Here is a 20,987-nt window from a genome sequence, read left to right as displayed (position 1 = left end):
CTCACGGCTCCGTAGGTGCTGGCGATGCCGGTCGGCGGTCGGTGGCACGCCGGTCGCAGGCGCCGTGAACCTCCCCAGTGCCTGGTAGGCCCCGGTGCGGGTGGGCGCGCTGCAGCGCCCGTAGTCCACACAGGCATACGACGACGGCGAGCCACGCCGCGACGGCGACCAGCAGGTAACCGCCGTGACTGCCGGCCGCGTCGATCGCGAGGCCGCCGAGCATGGAGCCCAGTGAAACGCCGATATTCATGGCGGTGCCGACCCAGGCCAGCCCTTCGGTCAGTTGCGACGGCGCCACCGAGACCTGGGTGATCGAGTTTCCGACGGTGATTGTTGGGCCGATCGCCATGCCGGTCAGCGCCATGAGCGCCCCCAGCACCACCAGATTCGGGGCAAATATGAGGGTTGAGGCGCCCACGGCCAGGGCCGTCGTGCCCAGGAGGAACTGCTGCCACAGTGGCCGACGCCAGGGGCGTGAGCCGTAAATGATCGCGGCGGTGAAGGAGCCGACACCCCAGGCCGCCAGCACTGTTCCGGCGGCCGACTTCATGCCCAGCTCCGTGGCGAAGGCGACGGCGGCGACGTCGTTCGCACCGAACATGGCGCCGGAGGCCAGGAAGACGGCGATCACGGCCACGACGGCGCCGTGCCGCAGCACCGGTCGCGGGTCCTGCGCTCGCCCCGGCTCGTGGAGGTCATCAAAGGTCTGCCGTGCGTCCTCAGCATGATCGGGCAGGGGACGACTGGAAGAGCGCCGGTGCGGGGTCGGCTCGGTGGCGCGCTGCGACAAGAACCACATTCCGCCACCCACTTGTAGCACGACGGCGGCGATCCAGCCGCTGGTAGCTGGCAGCGAGGTGCACAGCACCGTGGCCAGCACCGGTCCGATGATGAAGGCGACCTCGTCAAGTGCTGCCTCCAGGGAGAAGGCGGTGTGCACCTGCTCCGGGGTGTTCAACACCCCCGTCCAACGGGAACGCACCAACGAGCCGAAGGACCCCGCCAGTAGGCCCGCCAGCGCCGACAACACCAGCAGCACCCCTAGCGGCGCACGAGCCTGCGTGGCGACGACCAGTCCGATCAGGGCCGTCGCCGAGCAGGCGGTGGCCGGCAGCATGATCCGGCACTGTCCGTGGGCGTCGACGAGTCGGGCCAGTACCGGCGCGCCCACGGCCACCGCCACCACATTCGCGGCGGAGACCATCCCCGCCGCCGAGTAGCTTCCGTACAGCTCCTGGACCGCCAGGATGGTGGAGATGCCCACCATGGACATGGGGAAGCGGGCGATCAGGCCCGCGATGGAGAAGCGTAGGGCGCCGGGACGACGCAGGATGGTGCCGTAGCTGGAGGACATTCAGTTCTGATGTGGTCTGGAGGTTGCTTTTTCAGGACAGGAGCCCCGCTGACTGCGCCGTTGGGTGCATGCGGGCGGGGTGTGGGCGGGGCTCAGCGGCTGGTGGGGTCGGCGTTGGAGCGCGAGAGTTGGAAGCCGTTGCCGGACACCTGGCTCCAGCAGTCGACCCCTGACTCGCTGGAGGTGCAGGCGAAGGCGTCATTCTTGGCGGAAGCGCCGTAGCTCAATGAGGCGCCCGTCGCGGAGAAGGCTATGTTGCAGCTCCCGGTCGCCTGGCCTTCGGTATCCACGCTGGCGGTGAAGGCCTGGGCGTTGGAATCGTTGCATGAGCTGTCGGTTGGGATGAAATCGTGCTCGTTAATGGTGCAGGAGACCGAGTCGTCGGTCAGCACGCAACTGATGTTTCCCGACGGCGTGGTGAAGGCACTCATCTCTATTGCCTCGGCGGGGGCGGGCGCGGTCAGATGCCGCGTCGCCGACGGGCTGGGCGTTGGCGACGGCGAATCTTCCGTCTCTTTTGGCGTGGGGGCGGCGGAGGATGCCTGCGGGACCTCGGCCTGCACGGTGTCGGTTGTGGGTGCGGCGTCCGAGCCGCCGTGGTCAGATGTGAAAAACCACACGATAAGGGCGACCACGAGCACCAGGGCAATGCCGCCCAGTATCCACAGCCAGCGGTTGCTGGAGCCGCGCTGCTCCTCCGACTCGGGCATGCCGACTCCGAACACGCCCTGGTTGTCGGCCGCAGGCTGCTGGGGGGACTGCTGCGGGTAGGCGGGTTGTGCCGGTTGGTAGGCGGGTTGAGGCTGGACCGGCTGCTGCGGATAGGCGGGTCGTCCCTGCTGGTAGGCGGGCTGCTGCGGATAGGTCGGCTGCTGCGGCTGGGCGGGTGGGCCCTGCTGGAAGGCGGGCTGCTGCGGATAGGTGGGCTGGGCCGGCTGCTGCGGGGGCTGCTGCTGGTGGATCTGGGCGGCGGTGGGCGTCGCGTCGTGGGCAATTTGACGCCCCTCCATGATGGGACGGCGCTCGGGGGTGACCGCGCGTGCGACGTCGGCCTGGGAGATGGCCTGCGTGAGTCCCGCCGCATCGGCGGGTGCATCCGGGCCCGTGGGGGAGATCTGCCCATTGGGGACGTCCGGCTGGGCGGCCGCCTGAATCGCCTCCCGCGCCTGTTCGGGGCTCAGGGCCTGGGTGGTTGCGGAGGCCGTGCGGCGCGCCAGGGCGGCGTCGACGGCGGGGTCCCCCAAAGTGCCCAGCCACTCCAGGAGTGCCGGGTAGGTGCGGGGATTCTCCGCGATATAGGGGCGCAGACCCGGGTAGTTGTTGGCGAGCTCGTGCAGGGTCGTGAGTTCCGCATTGGGGTCGCTCGCCCGTGCGACGAGATCGTCCTGAGGCTGAGACATGCTGGATCCTTTGCGACTGCGTGGGCTCGGTCCGCGCGTCTTCGCGGGCCGCCGGCCGGTGCCGTAGGCCAGAGCCTACCCGAGAGAGCGCTTTGGCCGCTCGCCGGGTATCGTCGGGTCAATAAACCTGCATGTAGGAGGAGGCGCTGATGCGCGAGGCCAGTGAGCCGCTCGACCCTGCCGATCCCGATCACTCGGCGCTGACGGCAACCGCTCTGGCGGCACCGCAGTCCCTGACCGATGGCGGGCAGCCGGAACGCACCATAGTTGGTGCGGCGACGGATATCGGTCGTTTTCGACGCGTCAACGAGGACGGTTATCTAGCGGTTTCGCCGGCCTTCATCGTGGTTGACGGTATGGGTGGGCATGTCTCTGGCCGTGCCGCCACCCGGACCGCCCTGAACGCCATGCTGCCGCTGGTCGGCGGTCGGGTCACAGATGGGTCCGTGATCGTCGACGCAGTGCTCGCCGCCGGGAAGGCGGTGTCCGCGATCCCCTCCCAGGCGGCTAACCCGCCCGGTGCCACCATCGCTGGCGCCGTGCTGGCCGACCTGCCGGAGGGACCGACCTGGATCGCCTTCAATGTGGGTGACTCTCGCGTCTACCTGCTGCGCGACGACCTGCTGTCCCAGCTGTCCCACGACCACTCCCAGGTGCAGGACCTGGTGGATGCCGGCCGAATCACTCCCGCCCAGGCTCGTTTCGACTCCCGTCGCAACGTGGTTACCCGGGCGCTGGGCGCCGGCCTCGACCAGGCCGCATACCCCGAGCTGCACCTGGAGACCGCGCGGGGCGGCGACCGCATTCTGGTTTGCTCCGACGGCCTGAGCGATGAGCTCGACGACGACGCCCTGGCCGCCGTCCTCGGCTCCGGCCTGGGGGCACAGCGCACCGCCGAGGCGGCCGTGGCCGCGGCGCTGGAGGCCGGCGGGCATGACAATGTCACCGCCGTCGTCGTCGACCTGGTGGAGGAGAGCTCGTGACCGTGGGGGAGGAGGGCCTGACCGTGGTGGGCAGGTACGGCACCGCCGTCCTGTCGGCTCCGGTGCCGGAGGGCGTGCGTGAGCGCGTTCTGGCGGCCCTTGGGGGACCCGACGGTCAGGCCGCTTCGGGCGAGGGCGAGAATGCGGCCGCCATGGCGGACGGATCTGATGGTGAGGCGGCGAGGCAGTCGGTGGAAACGGCCGATGGGCGCACCGCGAAACCCCCCGGCGGCGATGAGCTGCTTGAGACCGGCGTGTGGGTCGACCCCGACTACGTGCCACCGCCGCACACCGGTGTCAGGACGCAGGATGCGGAGGAGACCGCCGTCGATCCCCTACCGCCGCATCAGGCCGCGCCGTATCCGGAGCCGGCGCCCGGCTCGGGCCGGCGTCGGCGCCGCAGCTCGTCGGCGGTGACCCCGGAAGCGTGCGCCACGGCGGACTCGGCGCGGTACACGCCGGATGCGGCCCCGCAGGAGACAGGATCCGGGGTGGGGCCGGCGCCGCCCCCACCGCAGACGCCCAAGTCCGCAACCTCGGCGGCGCAGGCCGCCGGGGCCGTCGCCGCCGAGGACTCCTCCGGCCGGAAGGTTGACGACGCCGTCGCGGATGACGCCGTCGCGCCCTCCGCGGGGGAGGCCACCCAGGCACTCACCGATGTCGTTGGCGCGGGGCGGCCGGAGACGCAGGCCGCAATGGTGTCCGCCGCCATGTGCGCCGCCGGGCACCCCAACCCGCCCGATGCCGTCGCCTGCCAGTCCTGCTCCGCCCCACTGACCGGCGTCATCAGCCAGGTGCCCCGCCCGGTGCTGGCGGTCCTGACCGTCTCCACCGGACAGACCGTCCCCGTACGCGGCGATGTCATCGTCGGGCGGGCGCCCCAGGCGCCCCCGGGCGCCGCGGCCGGCACCCAGCTGGTCGCCGTGCCGAGCCCGGCTCATTTCGTGTCCCGCTCGCACCTGGAGATCACCGTGGCCGGCTGGAACCTGCTGGCCCGCGACCTGGGCTCTGCCAACGGCACAGTTCTGGTGCGCTCGGGCATGCCCCCCGTGCTGTTGGCCTCCGCCCTGCCCACGCCGCTGCTGGTAGGAGATTTGCTCGACGTCGGCGACGGCGTGACCCTGTGCGTCGAGCCGCCGCTGTGAGCCGCCCCCCGGTCGGCCGCAGCCGGAGGTCTGGGAGACGCCGTCGCAGGCCGGGCGCTCGCTAAGCGGAGCGATCGCGGCGGCTATCCGTTACGCTGTTGTTAGTCGATTAGGCAAGGCAGTGAGCCGACGCGCGCAAGGAAGCGAAGGACCGAATGGAGGAACCAATGACTGACCTGACCTGGACCGAGCTGCCCGAGGTCGACCCCGATCGTCCCGACGAGCTCGTTGTCGACTTCTCCGGGGAGGTCTACCGTGCGGGTACCGATGAGACTTTCGTCATAGGTCGTGGAGGCGACCTGGACATCGACGACAACCCCTATTTGCACCGCCGCTTCCTGGTGCTGCGCCACGACTCCGGCCTGTGGTGGATCGCCAACGAGGGCTCCCACCTGTCGGCAACGCTCACCGACGGCGACGGGCTGGTGCAGTCCCGGCTCGCCCCCGGGGCCAGCATGCCGCTGGTGTTCTCGCGCGTGATCCTGACCTTCTCCGCCGGCCCCACCACCTACGAGATCGATCTGATAACCGCTGAGGCGGGGCGCTTCACCGGCATTGAGGGAGTGCAGGAGTCTCGCGGTCAGACCACCATCGGTGCCACCCCCATGACCCGTTCCCAGCGTCTGCTGATTCTGGCGCTGGCCGAGCCGGTTCTCAAGCGCGCCGGGACCGGTGCCGCGGAAATCCCCTCATCGGCGTCGGCGGCCGCTCGTCTGGGCTGGTCGCTGACCAAGTTCAACCGCAAGCTCGACAACGTCTGTGAGAAGCTCGACCGGGTCGGTGTGCGCGGACTGCGCGGTGGGCGCGCCGGCGGCGTCGCCTCCAACCGGCGGGCGGCGCTTGTCGAGCACGCCGTATCGACCCTCATGGTCACGGCCGAGGACCTGCCCCTGCTCGATGAGGAGTATCAGGTGAGTCGGGCCGCCGAGGGCTCTGCCAGCGGTGAGGCGCGTATCGACACCGCCCCGGTGCCGCCGCCGGGCGGGAGCCGAGCAGGGGAGGATGCGTGAGAGAACCGGAGTCGATCACGCCCGATGCGGCAGTAGATCTTGCGGCCGACTCGCCAGATGCCGGCGGCTCGGGCGCCGTCGAAGAGGCGCGGACGGATGACGGGGCCGTTTCTGGGCGGCTGCGGCGTCGACGGCGGTGGTGGCGTGCGCTTGCGGTGCTGATCGTGCTCGCGTGCCTGGCGGGGGGCGGTCTGGTCGGCGCCGAGCACTACGCGCGCGAACGCATCGGCCCGACCGTGCGCGCGGCCCTGCCCGGATTGTCTGATGACGCCGTCGTTGCCACCGAGGGCCTGGTTCTGCCGCAGTTGTTGCGCCATGAACTGACGACCCTGAGTATCCGCGCCGACAGTCTTACTCTCACGTCCGACACCGCCGATGGCGCGGATTCCGGTCTGGCGGCGGTCACCAGCCTGGAATTGAATGATGTGACGGCGGATCTCACCGGGGTGGGCACGCGGCCTCCCCACCGGGTCGACCGCATAGACGCATCCGCCGTCATCGGCTTCGCCGAGCTGGAGTGGATCGTCGCGGCGGCCGTCCCCGACGCCCCCGATCTGACGATCGCGCCGCACACCTACGGGTCCGCCACCGAGCCGGGCCAGGTCAAGGCCGCCACCACCGTCCTCGGACTGGAGGCCTCCCTGACCATCGAGCCGAGGGTGACCGATGCCGGCGGTCTGGAACTGCTGATCGTCAATGTGAACGTGGCGGGAATGAGCGTCGACGTGGATCCGGATGATGACGGTTCCTTCGGGGTGCCCTCGGTGCTGTCGCACTTGGGGCTGACCACACCCGTGATCGAGGTGGGGCCGGAGGTGCTGCCCGACGGGATGACGCTGTCTGAGGCCTATATCTCCCGTGATGGTGCGCGTCTGACCCTGTCCGGCACCGAGGTCACGCTCGCCGACTGGTAGCCGGGGGCTGTACCGCCCGGCCGTTACGTCGACCGAACTCGGCAGTAATATCTACCGAACTCGGCAGGGCAGTACTTCCCGCCACACTGCCATGAAACCTACAGGCGGCTCGTGTAGCCTCCCCGAGACAATGTTCTTGCGGCGTCCGGTATTAGGCGGGCGCTCCGGTGAAGAGCCAGAGGAGAGCCATGAGCATTCAGCCAAATCCGTCAGGAGTCGGCCCCGGCATGTCGGGCGCCGGATCCATTGGCGGGGCTACGCCGGGTCCGGTGTCCCCGGCCGCTCAAGCCGTCATCCCGCCGTCCGTGCCGCCTTCGGCGCAGTCCCTCCCCAGCCGGTCTGGTTCCGGACGCCGCTCCCGCCGGGCCGCCGGGCGCAGCGGTGCCAGCCCCGACACCGGTTACCCCAGCACGCAGTCCCTGCCCTCCTCCGCCGAGCTCGAGCGGGAGGCCGAGCGGACCTCCCGCTCCAATGCCTCCCCGCGCGCCGACGTCGAACGCGCCGGGGAGCTGCTGGGTCGCGTCACCCAGATCTTCTCTCAGCGCCTGGTCGGCCAGGAGCAGCTGCGCCTGGCCCTGGTGTCCACCATGATCGCCGGTGGGCATATCCTGCTGGAGTCCGTGCCCGGCCTGGCCAAGACCACCGCCGCCCAGACGCTGGCGGCCGCCGTCTCCGGCAGCTTTCACCGCATCCAATGCACCCCTGACCTGATGCCCAATGACATTGTCGGCACCCAGGTCCTCAACTACGCCACCGGCGAGATGACCACCCAGCTCGGCCCGGTCCACGCCAATATCGTCCTGCTCGATGAGATCAACCGTTCCAGCGCCAAGACCCAGTCGGCCATGCTGGAGGCCATGCAGGAGCGGCAGACCTCCATCGGCGGCGTCGTCTATCCCCTGCCCCACCCTTTCATGGTGCTGGCCACCCAGAACCCCATTGAGGAGGAGGGCACCTACGTTCTGCCCGAGGCGCAGATGGATCGCTTCCTGATGAAGGAGGTGCTCACTTACCCCAAACCGGCGGAGGAGGCCGACGTCCTGGATCGCATCTCCATCGGTGCCTTCGAGGAGCCCATCCGCACCCCCCCGATCTCCACCGAGGACGTGGAATGGCTGGCCGGTGCGGTTGAGCGCGTGTACGTCGACCCGGTCATCAAGCACTACATCGTCGCCCTGGTCAACACCTCCCGTGGCGGCGGTCCCCGGCCCGTGCACGGGTTGGATCGGCACGTGCGTGTAGGCGCCTCCCCGCGTGGCGGTATCGCCCTGATGAAGATCGCCCAGGCGGTGGCCCTGCAGGCCGGCCGCACCTACGTAACCCCCGACGACGTGCGCCTGCTGCGCCACCCGACTCTGCGCCACCGCCTGGTGCTGACCTATGACGCCTTGGCCGACGACGTCGCCCCGGAGTCCATCATTGATGCGATTTTCGCGGCCGTGCCCACGCCCTGATCGGAGTGTAGGCAATGACCTTCGACCCAGTCTCCGCAGGCGCTCAGGAGCCGTACCCCGCCCGTCGGCGGTCCGGATCCCGGGTGGCGCGTGTGCGCGGTCGCCTGTCGCTACCCACCCTGCGCCGCTCCACCACACTGCTCGATGGCCGCCACCGTTCGGTGTTCATCGGCCACGGCCAGGACTTCGATGACCTGTCCGCCTACCGTCCCGGTGACGATGTCACCGACATCGACTGGAAGTCCTCCGCCCGCCTCGGCCAGCCGGTCATTAAGCGCTACCAGCGCGAGTCCAATCTGCCGCTGGTGCTCGCCGTCGACACCGGCCGCACCATGGCCGCACAGGCGCCCAGCGGCGAGGACAAGCGTGACCTGGCCCTGGCGGTAGCCGAGGTCTTCGCCTATCTGGCGCGGCTGCGCGGGGACACGGTAGCGCTGGTCGCGGCCGACACCTCCCGGGTGGTTTCGCGCCCGCCGCGCTCCGGCAGTGAGCACGCCGAGATGATCCTGTCCCTGCTTCAGCGCCAGTTCGATGACCTGACCAGTGGCGACGCGCTCGTCCCCGGCGCCCCCGGCCCGGCCCTGTCCACCCTGCTGGAGCGGGTGAGCACCTGGCACCGCCGGCGCAGCCTGGTCGTGCTGATCACCGACACCTCCCACCCCGACGCTGCTGGTGATCCCGCGGTGGTCGACCGGCTGCGTCGCCTGTCCGCCCAGCATGAGCTCATCACCATCCAGATTGCCGACGACGTCCCGCTGGCCCCCGGCCGTGGCCGCACCCGCGATGTGGAACTCGATGGCGAAATCCCCGCCTTCCTGCGGGAGGACGTCGCCCTGGCGGCCCGGCTCACCGCCGCCGACGATGCCCGCCGGGCCGCCGTGACGGCCCTGCTCGACGCCCGTCACATCGAGCACGCCGCGGTGCGCTCGGATGCCACCTTGGTTGACTCCATTGCCGCACTGCTGGCCCGCCAGCGCCTGGCCTCCAGTCGGGGTAGAAGGAGGCACTGATGGAAGTCAATCCGCCCGTGCTGATGCCGCTGTGGATGCCGATACTCGGGGTGGTCGCCCTGATCGCCGCAGCCGCCATCGTCCTGCGCATATTCCTGATCACTCGCCGTGACACCGCCCGCACGGTCGGGGACATCCCCATGGCGGCTTCAGAACGCGGCCAGTGGGTGCGCCGGGTCGACGACGCCGCTGCCCGCTACCGAAGTCACGAACTGGACCTGCGCGGCCTGCACCTGGAGCTGGCCGGTACTCTGCGCGGCTTCGCCACTGCCCGCAGCGGCGAGGACATCGTCTCTGCCACGGTGCTGGAGATACTCGATATGGCCGACACCGCCGGACCGCCTTCGATCGCCGAGCGGCTGCGTCTGGTACGCGCCAACCGTCGGCCCCTGGACACCAACCCGCTCGGGCATGTCGGTGAGCTGTTGGCCGTGTGGGAGCAGCCGTCCTTCGATCGTGATCCCGACGCCGCGGCAGACGCGGCGATCGGCCAGGCCAGGGAGGTGGTTGCCCGGTGGTGATGTCCTGGCTCGTCTGGCTGATCGTCCTGCTCGCCGTCGTCGTCCTGGTCATGGCGGCCACGGGGTGGCCGCACCGGCTTAGGCGGCCGCGGCCTGAGCGCGGCCCCGCCCCCCGGCGGGTGGCCAATTCCTCCGCTCTGCTGACCAGCCCGGTGTTGCGCGAGCGCCTGACCCGCCGCCGGATGCTTTACGCCTGGATGGGGGTCGCACTCGTCGTCGCCCTGGCCGCCTCTGCAGCCCTGGCCGGCCGGCCCGTCCAGCGCATCGTGCGCAATGAGTCCCTGGCCAGCCGCGACATTGTGCTGTGCCTGGACGTCTCCACCTCAATGGTGACCACGGATTCGAAGATTCTGGACACCTTCGCCCAGCTGCTGGACACCTTCGAGGGGGAGCGGGTGGCGCTGGTCGCCTGGAACTCAACCGCGCAGACGATGGTTCCGTTGACCGACGACTATGAGCTGCTTAAGGATCAGTTCGAGGAGATCGCCGACGTCCTGGACTTCCGGCCCAGGCGCGGGGACCCGGCCTTGGACCGCTACTACCAGACCTTCCCCGGCACCCTGTCCGAGGACGTCGTCGGCTCCTCCCTGGCTGGGGATGGGCTCGCCTCCTGCACGCTTGCCTTCGACAACCAGGTCTCCGACCGCTCCCGTTCCATCATCCTGGCCACGGATAACCAGATCATCGATCCCTTCCGCCAGCAGATCTACTCTGTTTCCGCCGCCGCCGACCTGGCTCAGAAGGACTCCATTCGCCTGTTCTTCCTGTTCGGCGCCGACCCGGAGATGGCCGATCCGGACGTGTCCGGAAAGGACGTGGATGCGGCACGTGAGGATCTGCGCGATATCACCGCCGAACATGACGGGCGCTTCTACGAGGTCGACGACGCCGACACGGCCGGCCGGATTGTGGAGGAGCTGGAGTCCGACCAGGTTGACGAGCTGAACACCAACACACAGGTGCGCATCACGGATGTGCCCGAGCGGCCCGCCGCTGTCCTGGCCGCCATTGTGGTGGTCTTCCTGGCCGTGGCCGCCTGGAGGCGCGCATGAGACTGGTTCCCCTGTTCGGTTGGCCGCTGACGCTGGTGGCCGTGGCCGTGGTCGCCGCCGCACTGATCGCCTCCGCCCGCTGGCTGCTGCGCGCCGGCGCCGACCCGGGCGCGCGCACGAGCTGGTGGCGGCGCACGGCGCTGGGAGTGGTCACGGTCCTCATCCTGGCCGGCCCCAGCCTGCCGGTGTCCGAGGCGGTGCTGGTGTCCAATGTGGAGATTTACCTGGTGGTGGACCGCACCGGATCCATGGCGGCCGAGGACTGGGCGGGCGGCCCTGACGCCGGCGGCGGCACCCGCCTGGACGGGGTGCGCGCCGATCTGACGGCCATCCGCGAGGCCTACCCCGACGCCCGTTTCAGCGTGATCGCCCTGGACTCCGCCGCCGCCCGCGAACTGCCCCTGACCCGCGACACGGACGCGGTCAGCGCCTGGATCGGAGCCCTGCAACAGGAGGTCACTGACCGTTCCCGGGGCTCGTCTCTGGAGCGCGCCCTGCCGCTGCTGGCGCAAACGCTCACCGCAGCGGCCGAGTCCAACCCCGAGAACGCCCGGCTGGTCTACATCCTGTCCGACGGCGAGGCCACCGACGACGGCGCCGGCGCTGCCGAGGCGGCGGCCGCCGGGGTCAGTTGGGAACAGTTGGGGGAGCTCACCGATGGCGGCGCGGTGCTCGGCTACGGCACCGAGGACGGCGGGAATATGCGGGCCTTCAATGGCACGGACGATCCGGAGGCCGATTACATCACCGACCCGGATACCGATCAGCCCGCGGTGTCCGTGCCCGATACCGGCGAGTTGCAGGCGGTGGCCGATGCTCTGGGTTTGACTTATCTGCAGCGCACCGGCACCAATGACGAGCCCGCCGGTGCCTTCACCGATCAGGATGTCGACCAGGTGCTGTCCGACGGCCGTGAACGCAAGCATTACGTGCGTTACGTGGTCTGGCCGCTCGGCCTGCTGGTCGCAGGCCTGCTCGTCTGGGAGGGCGTGGCGCTCATGGGCGCGGACCGGGCCGTGCGGGATCTGACCCGTCCAGCCGCGGACGCCCCGCCGGCGGGTCAGGTAGGAGGAGCAAGATGACTCAACCCGGATACACCGCCCCTGACGACCCGCGCGTTGGCTCGGGGGCGGGCCTGCCCGGGGGTGACGACGCCTTCCGCCCCGGCGCCCACGGTGAGCAGGAGGCCGCGGACTATGCCGCACGTGTGGGCATTAGTGGTGCCACCGGCGCCGACACCGAGTCCGTCCACCATCGAAGTGCCCGACTCGCCCGGCGTCGTCGGCTGTTGACCTGGCACGGGATACCGGCCGCGGTTGTGGCCGCCGCCGCGGTGTGGTTACTGGTGCTCGTGGGGATCACCTTTGCCGGTAACCATGCCGCCCTGGGGGGCGATTACGCGGCCGCGGTGAGTCGGTATCGAGCGGTGGCGCGCCTGAATCCCTGGCTGGAGCAGTGGCGCGTTCACTACAACCTGGGCACTGCCCAGCTGATGAACGACCAGTTGGACGCCGCTGTGGGCGAGTTGGAGGAGGCGCTGGGGACCGCCCCGGCCGCCCAGCCGATTCAGGTGCAGGACGATGAGGGGAACACGGTGACGATCCTCGACCCGGCGGCGCCGGAGTGCCTGGTGCGCAAGAACTTGTACGTCACTCATCTGTCGCTGGCCGCAGTGGCTGCGGCGGCCGGAGATTCCGGCACTTCCGAGGCCGAGATTGAGGCCGCCGTGGAGGCAGCCGGACAGTGCGAGGTGCCGCCTCCGCCGCAGTCCTCTGAGGAACCAGAGCCGGACCCCGACGCATCCTCGTCTCCTTCCGCCGAGCCGACGCCGTCGGATGGGGCTTCTTCCACGCCTACCCCCCAGCCGACTTCCACCGGACAGAGCGATCAGGAGTCGACGCCGTCGCCGAGTCCGTCACCCACTCCCACCGACTCCAAGCGCAGGGAGCTGGAGGACCGCAACAGCGACGCCAATGCCACCGACGGCGCCCGCATAGACGGCGGAGACGGCCGCAAGTGGTGAGGCGCCGCCGGTGGGCGGCCAGAGCTTGCGGCCAGTAGAACTTGCGGCCAGTAAACTTGCGGCCAGTAGAACTTGCGGCCAGTGCTGTGCGCGCCCGCCGGTGGAGCTCGGCCTCGGCGCGCCTCAGCCGGCGGCCCGAGCTGGACGGGGCGGGGACTGCGTGCCGTGCGGCTGGTGTACGGACGGCACGGCGTGGTCCGGTTCGGGTGCCCCCACGGCGCGCAGCACAAACATGTCGAGAGCTTCCAGGTAGGCCGCGCGGGCACGCGGGTCGGTCGGCGTGGGGCGGCCGCCTAGGACGCAGGCGTGAATCAGCGGGATGAGCAGCGCCGGGTCCTGGCGGGGGATGGCACCGGCCTCCATGGCGTCGGTCAGGATGCGGGTGAGCATCTGCGTCATGTGTCCGGCGTGGGCATGCAAACGGCCGGCGGTGTCGCGCGACACGGAATTGGCTAGGGGGCCGGTGGTGGGGAAGTGGTAGTGACGCTTGACAAGGGCCTGCTGGCGCACATAGATGCGCAGCCGGTCGATGGGGTCGGCCACATCGGTGAGGATATGGGCAAGTTCCCTGGCGTAGCGGCCCGTCTCGTGCTCCATGAAGGCCAGGAGGAGATCCTCCTTGTCCGTGAAGTGGTTGTAGACGGCGGTGCGGCCCACGCCGGCGCGGGTCGCCACGTCGGACAGGGTGATCTTGTCGAAGGGCTGCTTGCTCAGCAGGTCGGACAAGGCGTCGAACAGGGCGCGGCGGGTGCGCTCACGGTGTTCGGCGAGGGAGTTACCCAAGATCTTCGGCATGAGGACATACTAACCCACGAAGTGACGGAATGAAGGGAAGTGTCAGCAACCGAATGACGTCACCTTCTCCCTTCGCCTGCGTGAGGTCAGCCGGGACTGCTCGCGATTCATGTTCCGGGGTGTGCTGGCGGTGACATGCCGGTTCATTGGCCGGGCTGTCGGTTGGGCGGCGGGTTGGGTTGCGGGCAGGAAGTCGGTCGGATGGGCAACCAGATGCGTGGGCCGTTCTCCAGGCCCCAACCCGGAAGAGCCTGTCATCCACAAGAAGACCCAGGCGGATGCGGAAACGATCCTCACCGCCCCGGTCGCAGTAGTTGAAATAGCCCTAGGATTCGTGATGACCTAAGTATGTTCCCTGTTCAACCGACTGTAAAGCTAGAGACTCAAGTGGCCCGTATTAGCTGCCTGTGAGCAATCCCGTCGTTCTCTGCTGCCACTGTAGCTGCGGTGGCGATCGGGGTGACCTCGGCGAAGGCCGATGACCTAACTGCAGGTATGCGGTCTACCGTATCCATTTCGGATGATGACCTGCTTAAGGGGCTCTTCGGGTTTGAGGGTGTGGTGGTTCGGGTGTGGGGTGGTTGTCGGTGTTGGGCGTTGTTGTTTGCCCGGGTGGGCGCGGTGGTGGGGAGGCGTCGAGGAGGTGAGGTTGGCCGGCGACGATGTGACCCGGCCTTCCAGGATGCCGCCCGGGAGGGCGGTGTCGACGGCCGGCCGGCGTCCTGGAGGTCTAACCCGCGTCCTCGAACGATCCTCGGCCCGGGAGCGACAACTACCTGGCCAGCCCGAAAACGACCCTCGCGGCCAAGCCCTGCGCCGAACCACCACGGGCTATCGACGCGGGCATGGTGCCCCGGTCCGGCGTGTCGTGGGCAGGCCCGCCGTCAACCCCTCGGCGTTCGCACCGGAACCCCCGCACTCCCACCGGAACTCCCGCACTCGCACCGGGGCCCCCGCACTTGGAGCAGGTTTCTTCTGTTGGGCCGCATCCCTGCACTTAGGCCGTCTGAAAGCGCGTCTGAGACGGTCCAACCGCAGACAAGCGGTTCAACCGCAGGAGCCCGGTCCAACCGCAGGCAGGCAGTCCAACTGGGAGCGGGCGGTTCAAATCCCTGGACGAGGGGGCGCCCACGAGCGCCTGGGAGCAGCACGCCTTGCCTACGCCATCTAGGCAGGGGCGGGAAACATGCTGGCGCCGGGCGGCGATCCACCGGGACACGGTCTGGGCAGTGGCGTCAGGTACGTCAAGAGTGGCACGATAGGACGGCACGCGGGGCCTCTTTTCGGGCTTGGTTTTTTGGTCGAAACACATGCTGCCGGAAGGCTCCGCGTGCACCCACCAACGACACATCCACCTTCCCGCACCACCCCAACGATCCCACCCCCCGCCCTCAACCCTGACGAGAAAGGCTCAACCATCGAGTTCGGTTGGTGGGGCTGGCGGGGTGGGGGAGGTGTCCGGATTCGGCATGAACGATGTTCCTCTGTCCGGCGTCGCCCACCAGGTCTGCATGGTTCCAATGAAGCTGAGGGCGCCTGCCGGCACGGGTGGGGTGTTTGTGCCGATTCTGGGCACTTTGGTTCTCAGGTGCTGGCTGATCGCCATCACATGGCGAGCAGGCCAGTGCCTTTGGTCACCCGCCTGACCGGCTGCCCGGCCTCGTACTTGGACCGTGTCCCTGCGGTTGGACCGCGCTACTGCGCTTGGACCGTCTGAGAGTGCGTCTCAGGCAGTCCATCCGCAGCCAGGTGGTCCATCCGCAGCCAGGTGGTCCATCTGACCGCGCCGGCGCACCCGTCACCTCATGCCACTTCCAACTCGGCATGCTTATCTTCGCGCCTACCTCAACCGGTGGGATCGGTGATCGTGTGGCGGAGGACTTCGAGGATCGGCAGGTCGGCGGGCAACCATGGCAGGGTGCCGACCTGGTCTAAGGCCACCCAGTGCACGGCGGCGTGGGCGGCGCCGAGACGGGGAGGAGTGTCTGCGGGCTGGGCCAGCCACACACGCATCCGGTGTCCGTGCATTGCTGGCCAGGCGGGCTGGTCATCCTCGGGAAAGTGCGCGGTCTCGAAGGTGTCCGCGGGGGCGGTCGGCATCGGCGGCTCCACCGCCAGATCGGGGGTAGGAAGGATCTCATCTCCCAGGCGCACCGTGAGGTTGAGCTCCTCAACCAGTTCCCGCATCAGGGCCGCAGTCGGCGTCTCTCCCGGTTCCACCTTTCCGCCGGGAAACTCGTACTGGCCGGCATGCTCGGATGGATAGGCGCGGGCTGCGCACAGCAGCTCCGATGGCGGGCAGGCGCCCGGCAGACGGTCGACAATCGCGGCTGCCACCACCAGGCGGCCGGGGTGGGTGCGGTGTGACATGGGTCGACCCTAAGTTACGTCGCTCCTCCGGTCCCCGGGTGTCACCGACGTCGGGCAGTGACCACTAGCATCCCCGCACAGGTCCGCCTGGCAGACTGTTGCCGGTGACCACTATCAGCATGTTCCCGATCGGCGCTGCGGCACTCGCGGCAGTGAGCCCGACCTCCGGCGCAGCCGTGCACCCGGGAACCGCTTCCGTTTCCGACGTCGCCAGTCTATGGGACGAGGTCTTGCTGCGTCTGGCGGCATCCGCTGCGCCCAACCCGCGACTGCTGTGGCCGGCGGCCGCGGTGGTGGCCCTGGCGTGGGCGTTGCCGCAGGTGCGCCGATGGTCCCGGGCTCTGACCACACTCGTGCACGAGGCCGGGCATGCCGGAGTCGGCATACTGGTCGGACGCCGCTTCCACGGCTTCGTGGTGGAGGGAGACCTGTCGGGCCGGGCGATCACCTCCGGCCGCAGCCGCGGCCCCGGCCGCTGTGTGACGGCCTGGGCGGGCTACCCGATGCCGGCGATCATCGGGGCGGGGATGGTGCTGTCATCCCTGTCGGGATGGGCAGGGCTAGTGTTGGCTATGGCGCTCATCACCCTGATTGCCCTGCTGGTGATGAGCCGTTCGCTGCGCACCGCGGGCCTGGTGGCGGCGTCGGGGGCGGTCGTGGCGGCTTTGTGGTGGTGGGGCGACGACGTCGTGGCGGTGCCTCTGCGTGCGGGTGTGGTGGCGGGAGTCGGGTTGCTGCTGCTGGCCGGTGCCTGGGAGTCGCTAGGCGATGTCGCCCACTCGCGCGATGCGGGCGCCGACCATCGCACGCTGGCGGCATTGACGCCCTTGCCCGCCGGCTTGTGGTGGGTCACGTGGCTGCTGATCGACGCCGGTGCGACCTGGTTGGTGGTACGCGCGGTAAGCGGACTGTGGTGAAGCCCCGGTACGGGGATGATGTGGTGGGGGTAACAAGCGGCCCGAGATGGAGCGGGTGACGGGAATCGAACCCGCGCTGTCAGCTTGGGAAGCTGAAGTTCTACCATTGAACTACACCCGCGTGCCTCACCGGGGTGAGGTGCCGGTATAGGTTACCACGCCGTCGGCCCGGCGCAATGCGGGCGAGTGCTCGGCGAAGGCCATAGTGGGGAGAACCACCCACCGTTCAAGGTGCACGCAGGCTTAAGGACCTGGCAGCATTAGTTTCATGACTTCTTCGCCCTTCAGCGCACCCGAACCGCAGAACATAGCCGACTCGTCCGGGGCGAGTACGACTAGCTATGCTCCCGCTGAAGGGACGGCGGCTGCCAACCAGCAATTCAACGCTTCAGGTGGCGCCTACCCGCCCGGGTATGAGCAGACACAGCAGTTCGGCCAACAGCAGCCCTACTATCAGGACCCCGCCGCGGCCTACGGCCAGCCCTACGCCACGTACTACAACCAGAAGTCCAAGGTTGCTGCGGGCCTGCTGGGCATCTTCCTCGGCGGCTTCGGCATCCACAACTTCTACCTGGGCTACAACGGCAAGGCGATCGCCCAGCTGCTGATCACGTTGCTGTCGTTTGGCTTGCTTGCTGTGGTGTCGGGGATCTGGGGCCTGGTCGAGGGCATCATCATCCTCACTGCCACCCCCGGCGCCCAGCCGTGGGGCGTCGATGCCAGAGGCGTGCCGCTGAGCAGCTGAGTCGGCCGCGGCGCCCCGACCCGGGTGCCGAGGCGTCGCCGACCTGGCACAATCGGGTGCGTGCTGCTTTCCGACCGTGACATCCGTGCAGAACTCGAATCCGGTCACGTCGGCCTCGAGCCCTACGACCCGGAGATGATTCAGCCCGCCTCCATCGACGTGCGCCTGGACCGCTGGTTCCGCCTGTTTGACAATCACCGCTACCCGGTGATCGATCCCGCCGTCGAGCAGGACCGGCTCACCCACCTGGTCGACGTCGGCCCCGACGAGCCGCTCGTACTGCATCCGGGCGAGTTCGTGCTCGGCTCCTCCTATGAGCGCGTCACCCTGCCCGATGACATCGCCGCCCGGCTGGAGGGCAAGTCCAGCCTGGGGCGCCTGGGGCTGCTCACCCACTCAACCGCAGGTTTCATCGACCCCGGTTTCTCCGGGCATGTCACCCTGGAACTTTCGAACACCGCCACCATGCCCATCAAGCTGTGGCCGGGCATGAAGGTCGGGCAGCTGTGCTTCTTCAGGCTGTCCTCGCCCGCCGTCGCCCCCTACGGGCAGGGCGCGACCGGTTCGCGCTATCAGGGGCAACGGGGTCCGACGGCGTCGCGCTCACACCTGTCCTTCCACCGTATCCGCATCACCGACCCCGGACCCCCAGTCGACGACGAGTCGGCACGTGGCTGGGCGTCGGACTCCGAAGGTGCCGAGGCATGAGCGCGCCGCAGGACACCCCGCGCGGCCCCGCCCGATCCGGCACCGACCGGACCGGCGCCGCGGCGGGCGATGCCGCCGTCGCGCTCCCGGATTTCTACTCCGCGGGCGCCGACCTGGCTGCCACCCTGCCGGATGCGGCGCTTTCAGCCGTTGTTTCCTTCCCCGTGGGCCGCGCCGACACCCAGCATCTGTTGGTGCTCGCCGACGACGTCACCGTCGACGAGGTCGAGGCCCTGGCACTGTCACAGGATGAGCACGCCGGCTGGGTGGGGGCCTCCCGCCTGCAAGTGGCTCCCGGCGCCGAACTGCAGGGGCCCTGGGACGTCGATGCGGAACTGCGTCGGGTGCTGGACCTGCCCGAATGGGTCAGCCAGGTCATGGTCCTGAACTGCCTGCCACAGCGGGCTGGGGCCCTACCTGCGGCACTGACCGGCGTCGACCCGCTCACCGACGCCTTCCCCCTAGCACAGCCGACCGGAGCCGAGCTGCTGGCCCTCACCAGGTTGCGTGCCATCGCCCGGCGCCTGGCGGGCGGGTTGCGACTGGCCGGAGACCCGGCCGAGCCTGGCGGCCCCACCACTCCGGTGCTGGTGGTCCCCAATCCTGAGCGGTCTACCACATTGACCGTGTATTCGCCGGTTTGGATCGTGCCCGACGGCGTAGTCGCCCTTGCCGCCCCGGTGGCTCCGGGCGCCCGTCTGCTGCTGCAGGCCGAGCCGCCGCAGGGGCCCACCGGCCTTGCCGCCGTCCCACAGGAGGAACTGGTTCGGCTCGCCGAAACGCTCGGGGAGGACGTGTTGGACGCTGCTTGGCGGGATGCTGAGCGCCGTCGTCACGAGCAGGCGGATGAGGAGGCGCGTGCTCGGGCGGCGGGCGCTCCGGTGGAGGAGCTGCGTGACGGGTACGGCGTGGTGGCCAACGTGGATTCCGCCCATTTGGATTGGGGCGTGGTTGAGATTCGGGTTCAGGCGGCGGAGGAGGTGCCGCTGGCCGTGCGCGGTGAGTCCTGGTCGCGCGACGGCGTAATCGCCTACCAGGTGGTCTGGTCGCCGTTGGAACCGGCTGACGCCCATCGCGAGGAGCTGCCCGACGGCATTCGGCAGGCACGTACGGCCGCCCGCGATCTCATCGAGAACATTGCTGCCGCACTGCAGGCTGCCGCCGGGGGAGTGGTGGTTGACGACGACGGATTCTTGGTCGGCCTGTAGACCTAATTCGGTTTTATTCGGCCATTTCGTCGGCCCTGTCGGTTATTGCTGGCGGGGCCATTGGTTGAGGGTTTGGGTGTAGGTGTCGGGGGTGCCGTAGGTGAGGATGGCGCCCTCGGCTACGGGCATGGTCTTGTTGGCTAGGGCGTGGGCCTGGGGCCAGTGGGGGGAGTCGCGGTGGAAGAACATCTTCCAGCCGGGTCCGTAGTCGTATGGTTCGGGGTCGGGGTTGAGAGGCTCGCCTTGTCTGCTCAGTGCGCCGATGGTGGGGTTGATAATGCGGGCGCCGGTGTATATCAGCCAGTCGGCGAAGTCCTCATCGGTGTCAATACGCGCCCCCAGTGCGGGGCCCGTCTCCAGTTCTATGGAATGGGTGTCGGGACGAGTCAGGCCCAGTTGGATGTATAGGTTGCTGCCTCCGGTGCCAATGTCGCCGCTGAAGAATGATCTGATGACGCCGGGGAGTTCGGGGTCGGCGCTTGCGTAGACGGCCTGGCGGAGTTGGTCGAGGGTTTCGATGTTGGGGTTGGCCTCGGCCTGGGCCTTGGTGCGGGCGGTTTCCCGCCACCGGTGGAAGGTGGGGTCATACGGCTTGATCGCCTGCATGAACTCCCACGCCCTGGCGATCGACTCATCCATGTGCTGGTCCAAACCCGGACGGTAGATGTTGAAGTCTAGATACCATTTCATGACGGCTGGCCTTCTTGTGGGTTTTGGGGGCGGGGCCATTGGTTGAGGGTTTGGGTGTAGGTGTCGGGGGTGCCGTAGGTGAGGATGGCGCCCTCGGCTACGGGCATGGTCTTGTTGGCTAGGGCGTGGGCCTGGGGCCAGTGGGGGGAGTCGCGGTGGAAGAACATCTTCCAGCCGGGTACGTAGTCGTATGGTTCGGGTCCGTCGATGTTGATGTTGCGGGGCTTGTAGTCTTCTCTGGTCAGTGCGCCGATGGTGGGGTTGATAATGCGGGCGCCGGTGTATATCAGCCAGTCGGTGAAATCCTCATCGGTGTCAATACGCGCCCCCAGGGTATGCCCTGTTTGCAGGCTTATGAAATGGGTGTCGGGACTGGGCATGCCCAGCTGGATGCTGAGGCTGCTGCCGTCGGCGTCGATGTCGCCGCTGAAGAATGATCTGATGACGCCGGGGAGTTCGGGGTCGGCGCTTGCGTAGACGGCCTGGCGGAGTTGGTCGAGGGTTTCGATGTTGGGGTTGGCCTCGGCCTGGGCCTTGGTGCGGGCGGTTTCCCGCCACCGGTGGAAGGTGGGGTCATACGGCTTGATCGCCTGCATGAACTCCCACGCCCTGGCGATCGACTCGTCCATACGCCGGTCCAGGCCCGGACGCTGATTCTTGAAATCTAGTTCCCATTTCATGGTGTCTT

Annotated in this window: 20 protein-coding genes and 1 tRNA gene; 14 read left to right on the top strand and 7 right to left on the bottom strand. The window is 68.7% G+C overall.

Features of this window, described 5'->3' with window-relative positions:
* Position 1 precedes the first annotated feature (1 nt).
* Together CWT10_RS15220 and CWT10_RS15215 are read right to left on the bottom strand one after the other, a co-directional pair.
* Entirely contained in the window at positions 2 to 1,354 is a 1,353-nt protein-coding gene (locus CWT10_RS15220; RefSeq protein ID WP_103063977.1) for an MFS transporter, read from the bottom strand.
* A gap of 92 nt (positions 1,355 to 1,446) precedes the next feature.
* The gene (locus CWT10_RS15215; RefSeq protein ID WP_103063976.1) at positions 1,447 to 2,754 is read right to left on the bottom strand and encodes a variant leucine-rich repeat-containing protein; all 1,308 of its coding nucleotides are present in this window, start codon (positions 2,752 to 2,754) and stop codon (positions 1,447 to 1,449) included.
* Between the two features lie 149 nt (positions 2,755 to 2,903).
* Between CWT10_RS15215 and CWT10_RS15210 the strand changes: the two genes are divergently transcribed.
* The 10 genes from CWT10_RS15210 to CWT10_RS15165 all read left to right on the top strand — a co-directional run bounded on the left by CWT10_RS15210 (position 2,904) and on the right by CWT10_RS15165 (position 12,866).
* Positions 2,904 to 3,737, top strand: coding sequence for a PP2C family protein-serine/threonine phosphatase (locus CWT10_RS15210; RefSeq protein WP_128683572.1), 834 nt, complete (start codon positions 2,904 to 2,906; stop codon positions 3,735 to 3,737).
* Positions 3,734 to 4,882 (top strand): FHA domain-containing protein, encoded by a 1,149-nt coding sequence (locus CWT10_RS15205; RefSeq protein WP_128683570.1) that lies wholly within the window; start codon positions 3,734 to 3,736, stop codon positions 4,880 to 4,882. Before CWT10_RS15210 ends, CWT10_RS15205 begins: the two co-directional genes overlap by 4 nt.
* A gap of 167 nt (positions 4,883 to 5,049) precedes the next feature.
* On the top strand, positions 5,050 to 5,892 hold the full coding sequence (locus tag CWT10_RS15200) for an FHA domain-containing protein (RefSeq protein WP_103063974.1): 843 nt from the start codon (positions 5,050 to 5,052) through the stop codon (positions 5,890 to 5,892).
* Entirely contained in the window at positions 5,889 to 6,806 is a 918-nt protein-coding gene (locus tag CWT10_RS15195) for an LmeA family phospholipid-binding protein (protein WP_103063973.1), read from the top strand. The genes CWT10_RS15200 and CWT10_RS15195 overlap by 4 nt, the downstream gene beginning before the upstream one ends.
* A 188-nt stretch (positions 6,807 to 6,994) precedes the next feature.
* Positions 6,995 to 8,260 carry an AAA family ATPase gene (locus tag CWT10_RS15190; RefSeq protein WP_103063972.1) on the top strand — a complete coding sequence of 422 codons (1,266 nt, stop codon included), beginning with the start codon at positions 6,995 to 6,997 and terminating at the stop codon, positions 8,258 to 8,260.
* A 14-nt stretch (positions 8,261 to 8,274) separates the two neighbouring features.
* Positions 8,275 to 9,270: a DUF58 domain-containing protein gene (locus tag CWT10_RS15185; RefSeq protein ID WP_103063971.1), complete on the top strand. Its 996-nt coding sequence runs from the start codon at positions 8,275 to 8,277 to the stop codon at positions 9,268 to 9,270.
* Entirely contained in the window at positions 9,270 to 9,791 is a 522-nt protein-coding gene (locus tag CWT10_RS15180) for an alpha-amylase (protein ID WP_103063970.1), read from the top strand. The genes CWT10_RS15185 and CWT10_RS15180 overlap by 1 nt, the downstream gene beginning before the upstream one ends.
* Positions 9,791 to 10,843 (top strand): VWA domain-containing protein, encoded by a 1,053-nt coding sequence (locus tag CWT10_RS15175; RefSeq protein ID WP_233188303.1) that lies wholly within the window; start codon positions 9,791 to 9,793, stop codon positions 10,841 to 10,843. Before CWT10_RS15180 ends, CWT10_RS15175 begins: the two co-directional genes overlap by 1 nt.
* Positions 10,840 to 11,925, top strand: coding sequence for a vWA domain-containing protein (locus CWT10_RS15170; protein ID WP_103063968.1), 1,086 nt, complete (start codon positions 10,840 to 10,842; stop codon positions 11,923 to 11,925). The genes CWT10_RS15175 and CWT10_RS15170 overlap by 4 nt, the downstream gene beginning before the upstream one ends.
* Complete coding sequence (locus tag CWT10_RS15165) at positions 11,922 to 12,866, top strand: tetratricopeptide repeat protein (RefSeq protein ID WP_103063967.1); 945 nt, start codon at positions 11,922 to 11,924, stop codon at positions 12,864 to 12,866. The genes CWT10_RS15170 and CWT10_RS15165 overlap by 4 nt, the downstream gene beginning before the upstream one ends.
* A gap of 123 nt (positions 12,867 to 12,989) precedes the next feature.
* Here the strand turns inward: CWT10_RS15165 and CWT10_RS15160 are convergent, their stop codons facing one another.
* The gene (locus CWT10_RS15160; RefSeq protein ID WP_103063966.1) at positions 12,990 to 13,661 is read right to left on the bottom strand and encodes a TetR/AcrR family transcriptional regulator; all 672 of its coding nucleotides are present in this window, start codon (positions 13,659 to 13,661) and stop codon (positions 12,990 to 12,992) included.
* A 1,845-nt stretch (positions 13,662 to 15,506) separates the two neighbouring features.
* Positions 15,507 to 16,031 (bottom strand): NUDIX domain-containing protein, encoded by a 525-nt coding sequence (locus CWT10_RS15155; RefSeq protein WP_103063965.1) that lies wholly within the window; start codon positions 16,029 to 16,031, stop codon positions 15,507 to 15,509.
* Positions 16,032 to 16,135: 104 nt separating this feature from the next.
* Here CWT10_RS15155 and CWT10_RS15150 point away from each other — a divergent pair, with 104 nt between their 5' ends.
* Positions 16,136 to 16,948 carry a M50 family metallopeptidase gene (locus CWT10_RS15150; protein WP_233188301.1) on the top strand — a complete coding sequence of 271 codons (813 nt, stop codon included), beginning with the start codon at positions 16,136 to 16,138 and terminating at the stop codon, positions 16,946 to 16,948.
* Between the two features lie 47 nt (positions 16,949 to 16,995).
* On the opposite strand, the gene CWT10_RS15145 is transcribed toward CWT10_RS15150, so the two are convergent.
* Positions 16,996 to 17,069 (bottom strand) — tRNA-Gly (locus CWT10_RS15145).
* A 147-nt stretch (positions 17,070 to 17,216) separates the two neighbouring features.
* On the opposite strand from CWT10_RS15145, the gene CWT10_RS15140 reads away from it, so the two are divergent.
* Genes CWT10_RS15140 through CWT10_RS15130 form a run of 3 tightly spaced genes read left to right on the top strand, consistent with a single transcriptional unit; the run spans position 17,217 to position 19,609 of the window.
* Positions 17,217 to 17,693: a TM2 domain-containing protein gene (locus CWT10_RS15140; protein WP_103063963.1), complete on the top strand. Its 477-nt coding sequence runs from the start codon at positions 17,217 to 17,219 to the stop codon at positions 17,691 to 17,693.
* A gap of 60 nt (positions 17,694 to 17,753) precedes the next feature.
* Positions 17,754 to 18,401, top strand: coding sequence for a dCTP deaminase (gene dcd, locus CWT10_RS15135; protein ID WP_103063962.1), 648 nt, complete (start codon positions 17,754 to 17,756; stop codon positions 18,399 to 18,401).
* Positions 18,398 to 19,609 carry a hypothetical protein gene (locus CWT10_RS15130; RefSeq protein WP_103063961.1) on the top strand — a complete coding sequence of 404 codons (1,212 nt, stop codon included), beginning with the start codon at positions 18,398 to 18,400 and terminating at the stop codon, positions 19,607 to 19,609. Before dcd ends, CWT10_RS15130 begins: the two co-directional genes overlap by 4 nt.
* Positions 19,610 to 19,651: 42 nt before the next feature.
* Here CWT10_RS15130 and CWT10_RS15125 read toward each other — a convergent pair whose 3' ends face one another.
* Positions 19,652 to 20,299 (bottom strand): hypothetical protein, encoded by a 648-nt coding sequence (locus CWT10_RS15125; protein WP_128683568.1) that lies wholly within the window; start codon positions 20,297 to 20,299, stop codon positions 19,652 to 19,654.
* Positions 20,296 to 20,979: an Imm52 family immunity protein gene (locus CWT10_RS15120; RefSeq protein ID WP_128683566.1), complete on the bottom strand. Its 684-nt coding sequence runs from the start codon at positions 20,977 to 20,979 to the stop codon at positions 20,296 to 20,298. Before CWT10_RS15120 ends, CWT10_RS15125 begins: the two co-directional genes overlap by 4 nt.
* Positions 20,980 to 20,987 lie beyond the last annotated feature (8 nt).

Origin of the sequence: Actinomyces qiguomingii (assembly GCF_004102025.1) — a bacterium.
In the GTDB taxonomy this organism is placed as follows: domain Bacteria; phylum Actinomycetota; class Actinomycetes; order Actinomycetales; family Actinomycetaceae; genus Actinomyces; species Actinomyces qiguomingii.
Note: the sequence above shows the minus strand (reverse complement) of the source record. Positions and strands in the feature narration are given on the sequence as shown.